Here is a 10,067-nt window from a genome sequence, read left to right on the forward strand (position 1 = left end):
CTTAACCCCTCAAGCCTAACAAGCGAAAAGGGGCGATTTCAAACCCAGTGTGAAGTCTATGAAAGCGCTTGGCTTATACGGCTCGCGAGGTTTTTCGCCAGTTCCGACTTCGCCGCCCGCGCGAACGCTTCATCACCCTCGGGGGTGATCAGCAGAGCCGCATTTTCCGCTCCGCCCATCACATCGCCGGATACATCATTGGCGACGATCCAGTCGCATCCCTTGCGCAATCGCTTGGCGCGGGCGTGCTCGATGACGTCATGGGTTTCGGCTGCAAAGCCCACCACCAGACGCGGGCGCTGACCGGTAGCGTAGTGGGAGACGGTTTTGAGGATGTCCGGGTTCTCGGCAAGCGGCAGGCTCGCCATCGCGCCCTTGTCGAGCTTGAGCTTCTTGTCCGACGCTTCCGCCGGACGCCAGTCCGCGACGGCGGCGACAGAGACGAAGACATCGGCGGGCAGCTGGTCATTCACCGCTTCCAGCATCTGCCGCGCGGTCTCGATGCGCACGGTCTGAAGGCCCTGAGGGTCATTGAGCGCCACCGGGCCGGAAATCAGCACCACCTCGAATCCGAGATCGCGCAAGGCTTCTGCGATGGCGTAGCCCTGCTGGCCGGAGGAACGGTTGGACAGGAAGCGGACCGGGTCGATCGGCTCCAGCGTCGGGCCGGCGGTGACGATCGCCTTCATGATTTCAGCGCGGCCTCGATAGCGTCGGCAATACGCACAGGCTCAGGCAGGCGGCCGGGGCCAAACTCGCCGCAGGCCATCTCGCCTTCATCAGGGTCCATAACCGTAACGCCATAACTGCGCAGGGTCTTCACATTCGCCTGGGTGGCGGGATGGGTCCACATGCGCACATTCATCGCCGGGGCCATCAGCACGGCCTTGTCCGTGGCCAGAAGCGTAGTGGAGGCCAGATCATCCGCCAGCCCATGGGCGGCCTTGGCCATCAGGTTCGCCGTGGCGGGACAAACCACCACCAGATCGGCCGAGCGTGACAGCTCGATATGACCCATCTCGGCTTCATCGGTCAGGGAAAACAGCTCGGAATAGACCTTGTCGGCGGTCAGCGCGCCCACGCTCATCGGGGTGACGAACTGCTTGCCGGCCTCGGTCAGGATGGCGCGGGTCTTGATCGACCGTCGCGCCAGCTCCCGGATCAGCTCCAGCGATTTATAGGCCGCGATGCCGCCGCCGATGATCAGAAGAATGCGTTTGTCCGCCATGACATGCCCCGAAGGTTATTCAGCTCAGGCTTACCCCGAACGGGCTTTCACGTCACCTGAGGACCAATCACATCACCGCCAGCAGCACCGCGATGGCGGTTGAGGCGCCGGCGACCACGCCCAGCCCGGCGATCAGCCAGCGTGAGCCTGACGCGGTGGGTTCCTCGCGCTCACGCAGCACACGGGCGGTCTCGGTCAGCTCGTCCAGCGTGTCGGGCAGGCGCTTGATGGCGGACTTGGCGCGATCAAGGGATTCCATCAGATCCTCGATCCGGCCTTGCGGGCCCAGCTCACGGCGCATGAAGCGCTCAACGGCGGGACCGGACGCCTGCCACATATTGTGATCATCAGTCAGCAGGCGACACACGCCCTCGGCCTGCACCATGGTCTTTTGCAACAGCACCAGCTGGGGCTGAAGGTGCATGTCATAAAGGTCGGTGACCTCAAAGAGCTGCATCAGCACCCGGCTCATGGGCGTTTCGCCCGCGCTCTTGCCGAAGATGGGCTCGGCCACGGCGCGCAGGGCGCTCGCAAAATCGGCGCGCGAATGATGTTCTGGCACATAGCCCGCATCAAAATGGGCTTGCGCCGCGCCGTCATAATCGCGCGTCAGGAAGCCGTGAAGGATGCGCGCCAGATAGCGCCGCTCGCCCCGGCCCAAGCGCCCGATAATGCCGAAATCCACCGCCCACAGCAGGCCTTCCTTCGTTACGAACAGATTGCCCGCATGAAGGTCGGCATGGAACACGCCCTGTTCGAGTGCGGTGGACAGGAAAGCATCGGTCAGATCGCCCGCCAGTTTCACCGTATCCACACCGGCGGCGCGCACAGCGCCGAGATCGGTCAGGGGAATGGCGTCGATCCATTCCGTGGTCAGCACCTTCTTGGCGGTGAGCGGCCAGACCACTTCGGGGATGAAGAAGTTCTGCGCGGCGACAGCGGCTTCGCTCAGCTCATTGGCGGACGCTGCTTCAAGGCGCAGATCAAGCTCCAGCACCAGAGAGCGCGCCACGGTCTCGACAAAGGCGCGCGGCTCCATGCGTTTGGAGGCGGGAAACAGGCCCTCCGCCAGCCTTGAGCCCAGACGCATGGCGGCGATATCGCGCTTGATCCGCTCGGCCACATCGGGGCGCAGGATCTTCACCGCCACATCGCGACCATCCAGTGTTTTCGCCTTGTGCACCTGGGCGATGGAGGCGGCGGCGACCGGTTCGCCAAACTCGGAGAACAGCGCTTCCACCGGCTGGCCGAATTCGGCCTCCAGCGTGGCGCGCGCCTTCTGCATGCCGAACGGCTCCATCTTGTCCTGCAGACGCGACAGGCCGCGGGCGAAATCTGCGCCGATGACATCAGCACGGGTGGCCAGAACCTGACCGAATTTCACATAGGAGGGGCCGAGTTTTTCCAGCGCATGAGCCAGACGTTCGCCGGGATTTTTCGCCCGGTCCCGAATGGCGATCAGGCGCGCGAACTGGCCCAGCACCCGTGCGGGAGCCGGAAACGCCGACTGGTACTCAGCCGGGAAGATCGCGTCATGACGGGCCAGCGTCCAGGCGGCGCGCGTCAGGCGGAAGAAGTTCGAGATCGTTCCAAACACGGGTGAGAGGTTTAGGGCGATGAGACGGCTTTGGCGAGGGGGCGCGGCGCCTTGCGGGCTGCGTCATAGTGTTTGCGACTTTTCCGTCAGATAGGCGCGCACCGCCGGATCCGCGCTCAGCACGATGGCGCGCGCATAGGCGCGGGCGGCGGTCTCGCTGTGCCCGGCCGCTGCTGACCAGTGCGCCAGCGCCGCCCAATAGGGCTGATACTCCGCCGCCTGATCTTCAAGCTCCGCCAGATTGTCCAGCGCCCGCTCCGCTCCGAACGCCTCGCCATGCGCGCAGGCGCGGGCCGTCAGGGCGCCCAGGCTGGATGTGTGCCGGACCAGCGCGTCATAAAGCGCGGCGGCGGCCAGCCAGTTGGTCTGCGGCGTTAGTCGTCGTTCGGCGTGAACAGACTGGATCGAAGCCTCCAGCACGTAGCGTCCAGGCGGGGCCAGCTTGAGCGCGCGTCGCAGGGCGATTTCCCCTTGTTGGATCGTATCCGCGCTCCAGAGCGCAGGGTCCTGTTCAGACAGCGGGATGAAGCGGCCATCCGGGTCCCGTCGCGCGGGGGTGCGTGCTTCACAATGGGTGATCAGGGCGAAAAGCCCCCAGACTTCGGCGATTTCGGGCGCCAGCTCGGTCAAAAGCCGGCTCAGATAGAACGCTTCGCCCGCGAGCCCCCTCACCCGGCTCTCACTGGCGCCGATCTCGTCCCAGCCGGTGCCATAAGCGGCGTAGATGGCGTTCAGCACCGGGATGATGCGATCGGCCAGTTGGTCCTTGCCGGGGCGGTCAAATCTGGCGCTGCGTTCGCGCAGGCGGGCCTTGCCGCGGCTCAGGCGCTGGCCCATGGCGGCGGGACTGACCAGAAAGGCCGACCCGATCCGGGCCGCATCGAGGCCCAGAACCGCTTGCAGCATCAGGGGGGTATGCAGTGCCGGATCCAGATCGGGATGGGCGCAGGCCAGCATCAGGCCCAGACGGTCATCGGGCAGGGCTTCGGGGTCCGGGCGCTCTGACACTTCCTCAATCAGGCGCGCCAGCTCGGGTTCCGCCCGTTCCTGAACGCCCTTCTGCCGGGCGGCATCGATCAGGCGGCGATGGGCGGTTTTTAAAAGCCAGGCTTCGGGCTGGTCTGGCAGGCCGGTTTGAGGCCAGCTTTGCAGCGCGCGTTCGAAGGCGTCTGACAGGGCGTCCTCGGCGCGGGCGAGATCGCCCCAGCGTCGCGCCAGGCGCGCCACCAGCCGCCCATAGGATGTGCGCGCGACAGCCTCGGCCATCGCGCGCGTCTCGTCAGTCTTGTGCTCAGGCGTCGCCATAATCGGGGACAGGCCGGACCTCGATCTGGTCGCCGGGCAGGCGCGGGCATTTGCCCGCCCAGTCGAGCGCGGTGTCGATGCTGTCCGCCTCGATCACATAAAAGCCGCCCAATTGCTCCTTGGTGTCCGCATAGGGGCCGTCCTGTACGCCGTCATCGGTGACGCGTTTGGCGGTGGCGGCCACGTCCAGCGGTTCGCCCGCGACCAGAACACCGCTGGACATCAGGGCTTCGGTATAGGCGCCATGCTTTTCAAAGATGGCCATTTGCTCGGCTTCGCTCAGGGCGTTCCACTGGCTTTCCGCGCCATAGATCAGAAGGGCGTATTTCATATGATCGTCTCCACGCTGACATTGATGAATTGAAGGGGGCGCACCTCAATCGCGCCGTTCAGGGCCGCCGGGCAACGTTCCGCCCAGCTCAGCGCATCTTCGACACTGTCCATGTCGAGCATGATGACGCCGCCCAGCTGCTCAGGCGAGTCCGAATGCGGCCCGTCCGTGATCTGGCGGGTGTCTCCGGCGCGTCGCAGCACGACGCCGGTCTCGGGCGCCTGAAGACAGACGCCGAGCGGCGTGCGGCCTTCAAGCGCGCCCGAATACGCGGACCAGTTCGACCAGTAGGCGGCGGCGTCCGGCCCCTGCCTGCGGGCGAAATCGCCAGCGCTTTCATAGATGAGGAGTGCAAACTGCATCGCTCCCTCCCTGTTCCCCCTGCCGGCATGACAGGGATGAACCAAGGACGGTCGAGCGACGCCCGTTTCGACAGGGCGCGTGAAAAAAAGTCGGAAAAGTCCGCCTAGACCTTCCAGCCCATATGGATGGCCGCGATGCCGCCCGACAGATTGGTCACGCTGACGCGCGCAAAGCCCGCCTCTTCCAGCTCCGCCGCAAAGGCGTCCTGATGGGGGAATTTGCGGATGGATTCCACAAGGTACTGGTAGCTGTCGCGGTCTTTCGCCACCCATTCGCCGATCTGGGGGATCGCGCCGAAGGACCAGGCGTCATAGAGCTTTTCAAGCGGACGCGTGGTGGGGCGGGAAAACTCCAGACACACAAAGCGCCCGCCGGGTTTCAGCACCCGGCGCATGTCTTTGAGCGCCTTGATCCGGTCGGTCACGTTGCGGATGCCAAAGCCGATGGTGATGGCGTCGGCCACCCCGTCATCAAAGGGCAGGCATTCCGCGTTTGCCGTGCACCAGTCCAGCCGGTCGCGCTCGCCGCGCTTGAGGCCCGCCAGCAGCATCTGTTCGTTGATGTCGGCGACCACGGCTTCGGCATACTGGTTCGTACCGCGCCGCAGGGTCATCGCGTCGGCGCGATCGAGCCAGGCGCGGGCGATATCGCCCGTACCGCCCGCCACATCGATCAGTCGCGCGCCGGGGCGCGGACCCGCCTTGGTGACGGTGATGTCCTTCCAGACCCGGTGCACTCCGAGACTCATCAGGTCGTTCATCAGATCGTATTTGCGCGCCGAGCGGTCAAACACGTTGCGAACAAGGCCCTGCTTCTCGCCGCGGGCCACATCCTTGAAACCAAAGGAGACGGTATCTTGATCAGGGGTCTGGGTCATGGCGCTCAAGCTAGTGCGCGAATGCGGCGAACGCCAGCCTGAGATGCCGCGCCCAAACGCCTCAACCCTCAGAGGGCCTCAAGCCCCTGTTCGCCGGTGACATAGCGGAACATCGAAAACCCCGCTTCATCCCGCCACCCCCCTTCAGGGCCATAGAAGGCCAGCAACACCGGCTTGCCCGGCGGCGCATAGGCGCTGAGCCGGTAGGCGCAGGCGGTGACAAGGCTGAGCCCGTCTACATCCCGGTCCGGGTTCGCCTGGGTCGCCAGCACCCGCAACCCGGCCCGCGCCTGGGCCAGATCATCACAGGCCCGGCTGAGATGGGCCCACATGCCGCGCCATTGCGCGCTGATCACGGCCGGTTGCTCCAGCAGCGCGCTGTCGTCGGCCGCATAGACCCGCCAGCTGACAGGATAGGGCCCGCCCTCCGCCAGCCGGACGCTCATCTCGGGCAGGACGCGGTTGAGCGGTCCCATCTTGGCGGAGATTTCATGACGATGGGCGTCAGAAGCGGGAAGGACCCGATCAATCTCAAGCGCCAGCTCCACCGCCAGATCCCGGGTCCAGGGATTGCGGACCCGGCGGGCGTAATCGATGGGGCAATCCGCACCCGCGCGCCGCGCCGTCAGCGCCCATAGGGCGGCTGTCACGCACGCGCTCGCTTGCTGCGCATCAACAAGGCTCGCGCGGCTGGCGCTCATGGCCTATCTCCTCCCCCCAAGGATCCTTTTCTTCAAGGACAGTCTAGATGCCTGAATTGCCGGAAGTCGAGACGGTGCGGCGCGGTTTGACGCCCGCCATGGAAGGCCGTCGCATTCTCAGCGCCGAGGCGCGTCGTCCCGATTTGCGCTTTGCCTTCCCTGATCGCTTCGCCGAACGCCTGACCGGCACGGTCGTCGAGCGGCTGGATCGTCGCTCCAAATACCTGCTGGCGCGGCTGGGGTCGGGCGAGACCCTGCTGATGCATCTGGGGATGTCGGGGCGGTTCTCGGTGACGGCGGAGGATCTTAGTCGCCAGCCGGGTGATTTCGTCTATGCCGCCCCCGCCAATCCCGCCCATGACCATGTCGTCTTCCAGATGGAGGGCGGGGTGACGGTCACCTATAATGATCCGCGTCGCTTCGGCTTCATGACGCTTTATGAGACGGACGCCGAGGAGGCTCAGCCCTATCTCAAGGATCTGGGCCCAGAGCCGCTCTCGAACGGCTTTTCAGAAGACCTTCTGAACACAGCGTTCAAGGGGCGCCGCAGCCCGATCAAGACCGGGCTTCTGGATCAGCATGTCGTGGCGGGGCTGGGCAATATCTATGTCTGCGAGGCGCTGTGGCGGGCTCAGATCAGCCCGCGCCGTCTGTGCCATTCCATCCCCGGCGCGCGGGCGGCGAGACTGGCCCCGGCGGTCCGGTCCGTGATTTCCGAAGCCATCGAGGCGGGCGGCTCCACCCTGCGCGACTATGCCGGCGCGGATGGCGCCATGGGCTATTTCCAGCATCGCTTTGACGTGTACGGACGCGAGGGCGAGCCCTGCCATCGCTGCAAGGACAGCACGATTGAACGCATTGTGCAGTCGGGTCGGTCGAGCTTCTTCTGCCCGTCCTGTCAGCGATAGACGGACCTGTTCTTAACATGAACTTTCGTTAACCATACCGGTTTGGGTTGAACCCGGCCCGACGCTGTTTATCCCTTTCACCCAAGAGGTCACCTCAAAGGGGTTTTGAATGTTCAAGCCAATCCTGGGCGCGCTGACGGGTCTGATGCTCGCCATTTCGCCTGCGCTCGCACAATCTGACGAAGACGCGCCGGCTATCTGGGCGATGTCGGATGCCGACAACACGGTCTATCTCATCGGCACGGTTCATATCCTGCGTCCCGAAACCGAATGGCGGACGGCGTATCTGTCCGAGGTGCTCGACGAGGTCGAGCAAGTCTGGTTTGAGGCGGACACGGTCTCTGAAGAGGCGACCGCGCAGATGACCCGGCTGATCCCGCAGCTGGCCGCCAATACGTCCGGCACGCCGCTGACGGGCATGCTGAGCGAACAGGCGCACGCCAATCTCGCCATCGTGGCCCAGCGTCTGGGCCTGACCGCTGAGCAGCTGGCCGCAGGCCTTGATCCGCTCCAGCCCTGGTTCGCCAGCCTTCAGATTGCTGTCGCCCAGATGCAGGCGGCGGGCTATGACCCGGCGAGCGGCGTCGAGATCGCCCTGCGTCAGCAGGTCGAGGGCGAGGGCAAGACATTCCATTTCCTGGAAACCGCCGAGGAACAGCTGCGCTTCTTCGCGGACATGCCGATGCAGACCCAGCTGGCCAATTTCGAGCTGGGCCTTCAGGAAGCCGTGGACAATCCCGACATGCTCGATGACATCGTCACGGCCTGGCAGTCGGGCGACATGGATCGGCTCAACGCCATCCTGAACGAGGATATGCGCGAACAGACGCCCGAGCTGTATGAGGTGATCCTGGTGCAGCGCAATCGCAACTGGATCCCCGAAATCGCCGGTGCGCTGGACGGGGATGAGGATGTGCTGGTCGCTGTGGGCGCGGGGCATATGCCCGGCGAGGATGGCGTGATCGCGCTCCTGCAGGCGCAGGGTCTTGAGGTTCGCCGCGTCCAGTAGCACGCTGCGTCTGCGAAAAGCGGGGCTCGCCGGGGGTGACCATCGGGCGGGCTTCCGCTAAGACGGCGCCCGTTTTGCCGCATATCCCGCGCTGATAAGCGCGTAACTGCATCGGAGGGCCGCATGGCCTACAATACGATCCAAGTGAAAACCGAAGGCCGGGTGGGCGTGATTACGCTCGATCGCCCGTCCGCCCTCAACGCGCTGTGCGACGAGCTTACCAATGAGCTCAAGGACGCCCTCGTCGCGTTCGAGCGCGATGAGGACATCGGCTGCGTGATCCTGACGGGCTCCGCCAAGGCGTTCGCCGCCGGCGCCGACATCAAGGAGCTTCAGGAGAAGGACTTCGTGTCCCTCTACAAGCACGACCCGTTCGCGGAATCCTGGGAGAGCGTGGCGCGCTTCCGCAAGCCGATCATCGCGGCGGTGTCCGGCTATGCGCTGGGCGGCGGCTGCGAGATCGCCATGATGTGTGATTTCATTATCGCGTCGGAGACCGCCAAATTCGGCCAGCCCGAGATCAATCTCGGCGTCATGCCGGGCGCTGGCGGCACCCAGCGTCTGCCGCGCGCCGTGGGCAAGGGCAAGGCCATGGACATGTGCCTGACCGGCCGCATGATGCCGGCCGAGGAAGCCGAGCGCGCGGGCCTTGTCAGCCGCATCGTGCCAGCGGAAGAGCTGCTGGACGTCGCCATGGAAGCGGCGACCACGATCGCGTCCAAATCCCTGCCAATCGCCATGATGACCAAAGAGGCTATCAATATGGCGTTTGAAATGGGTCTGGCCGAGGGCGTGCGCTTTGAACGCCGCGTCTTCCAGTCGCAATTCGCCACCGAGGACCAGAGCGAAGGCATGGCCGCGTTTGCTGACAAACGCGCTGCGCATTTCAAGCATCGGTGATGAATCTCGGCGTATACCAGTTGACCGCCTCCGCGCGGAACGGTATACGCCGCGCCTCATAGTTTTACCCGGCGGCCGGCTTTTGGCCTGGCGCCCTTGATCATACGGATCTGGAGACCTCATGGCGAACACGTCATCCGCCAAGAAAATGGCGCGCAAGATTGAGCGCCGTACGGCCCTGAACAAAGCCCGTCGCACGCGCATGCGCACCTACGTCAAGAAAGTCGACGCGGCCATCGCGACCGGCGATCAGGATCAGGCCCGCGCCGCACTGCGCACCGCCGAGTCCGAACTGATGAAGGCCGTCAGCAAAGGCGTCATCCACAAGAACACCGGCGCACGTAAGGTGTCTCGCCTTTCGGCCCGCGTGAAGTCGATGACGGCTTCTTAAAAGCTGGTCCATACCCGGACGAAAAAAGAACGCCCGCACAGGATTGTGCGGGCGCTCTTTTTTGTTCTGCGTCAAATTGGTGCACTCAAATTAACCCAAGCAAATCAATCAGGTAATATATTTATATTACTATTCAGGGCCGGTTTCGCTAGATCAGAAAATTGCTGCGGTGCAAGCCCTGAAAACAGCAAAATTTTTTTTCAGATCGCAAACGCCCGACCTGCTTTAGGAATCATCCTGTCAAGCGCGGAATCCGAAAAATGCGTGGGTTAATCATGTTGATTCGCGCGCTCGCGGCGGTAACCTGACGACCTCGACGGAGTTGTCCCCACACGGACCGAAGCCAGTCCGCCGAGCACGATTTCATGCGTGCTGGGCGCGGGAGAACTGCGTTTAAAAATCAAGTCGCGACCGCGGGCACACCGGGGCGCGCAGAGTGAAGTGAAGGTTGGGGCAT

The 10,067-nt window shown here is 64.2% G+C and carries 10 protein-coding genes and 1 pseudogene; 4 read left to right on the forward strand and 7 right to left on the reverse strand.

The features are described 5' to 3' along the window. Window positions 1–56: 56 nt before the first annotated feature. From coaBC to ACFELO_RS14710, 7 genes and pseudogenes are all read right to left on the reverse strand, one after another. A pseudogene (coaBC, locus tag ACFELO_RS14680) lies at window positions 57–1,228 on the reverse strand (bifunctional phosphopantothenoylcysteine decarboxylase/phosphopantothenate--cysteine ligase CoaBC). A 67-nt stretch (window positions 1,229–1,295) separates the two neighbouring features. After that, window positions 1,296–2,825, reverse strand: a complete 1,530-nt coding sequence (gene ubiB, locus ACFELO_RS14685; RefSeq protein ID WP_440958515.1) for a 2-polyprenylphenol 6-hydroxylase — start codon at window positions 2,823–2,825, stop codon at window positions 1,296–1,298. A 63-nt stretch (window positions 2,826–2,888) separates the two neighbouring features. Beyond that, entirely contained in the window at window positions 2,889–4,091 is a 1,203-nt protein-coding gene (locus ACFELO_RS14690; RefSeq protein WP_440958516.1) for an RNA polymerase sigma factor, read from the reverse strand. Window positions 4,092–4,116: 25 nt separating this feature from the next. Further along, window positions 4,117–4,461: a YciI family protein gene (locus ACFELO_RS14695; RefSeq protein WP_440958517.1), complete on the reverse strand. Its 345-nt coding sequence runs from the start codon at window positions 4,459–4,461 to the stop codon at window positions 4,117–4,119. Next, window positions 4,458–4,823 carry a YciI family protein gene (locus ACFELO_RS14700; RefSeq protein ID WP_440958518.1) on the reverse strand — a complete coding sequence of 122 codons (366 nt, stop codon included), beginning with the start codon at window positions 4,821–4,823 and terminating at the stop codon, window positions 4,458–4,460. The genes ACFELO_RS14695 and ACFELO_RS14700 overlap by 4 nt, the downstream gene beginning before the upstream one ends. 104 nt (window positions 4,824–4,927) lie before the next feature. Beyond that, a complete protein-coding gene (locus tag ACFELO_RS14705; RefSeq protein WP_440958519.1) occupies window positions 4,928–5,701 on the reverse strand; it encodes a class I SAM-dependent methyltransferase in 774 nt (257 codons plus the stop codon). Window positions 5,702–5,769: 68 nt separating this feature from the next. Beyond that, on the reverse strand, window positions 5,770–6,402 hold the full coding sequence (locus tag ACFELO_RS14710) for a hypothetical protein (protein ID WP_440958520.1): 633 nt from the start codon (window positions 6,400–6,402) through the stop codon (window positions 5,770–5,772). Between the two features lie 47 nt (window positions 6,403–6,449). Here ACFELO_RS14710 and mutM point away from each other — a divergent pair, with 47 nt between their 5' ends. The 4 genes from mutM (at window position 6,450) to rpsT (ending at window position 9,610) form a co-directional block, all read left to right on the forward strand. Next, window positions 6,450–7,310: a bifunctional DNA-formamidopyrimidine glycosylase/DNA-(apurinic or apyrimidinic site) lyase gene (gene mutM / locus ACFELO_RS14715; protein WP_440958521.1), complete on the forward strand. Its 861-nt coding sequence runs from the start codon at window positions 6,450–6,452 to the stop codon at window positions 7,308–7,310. Window positions 7,311–7,419: 109 nt separating this feature from the next. Beyond that, the gene (locus tag ACFELO_RS14720; protein ID WP_440958522.1) at window positions 7,420–8,319 is read left to right on the forward strand and encodes a TraB/GumN family protein; all 900 of its coding nucleotides are present in this window, start codon (window positions 7,420–7,422) and stop codon (window positions 8,317–8,319) included. Between the two features lie 123 nt (window positions 8,320–8,442). Beyond that, window positions 8,443–9,219 carry an enoyl-CoA hydratase gene (locus ACFELO_RS14725; protein ID WP_440958523.1) on the forward strand — a complete coding sequence of 259 codons (777 nt, stop codon included), beginning with the start codon at window positions 8,443–8,445 and terminating at the stop codon, window positions 9,217–9,219. Window positions 9,220–9,340: 121 nt separating this feature from the next. Continuing rightward, window positions 9,341–9,610 (forward strand): 30S ribosomal protein S20, encoded by a 270-nt coding sequence (rpsT, locus tag ACFELO_RS14730; protein WP_440958524.1) that lies wholly within the window; start codon window positions 9,341–9,343, stop codon window positions 9,608–9,610. Window positions 9,611–10,067 lie beyond the last annotated feature (457 nt).

The sequence above is a fragment of the Oceanicaulis sp. LC35 genome, assembly GCF_052055585.1.
Lineage (GTDB): Bacteria > Pseudomonadota > Alphaproteobacteria > Caulobacterales > Maricaulaceae > Oceanicaulis.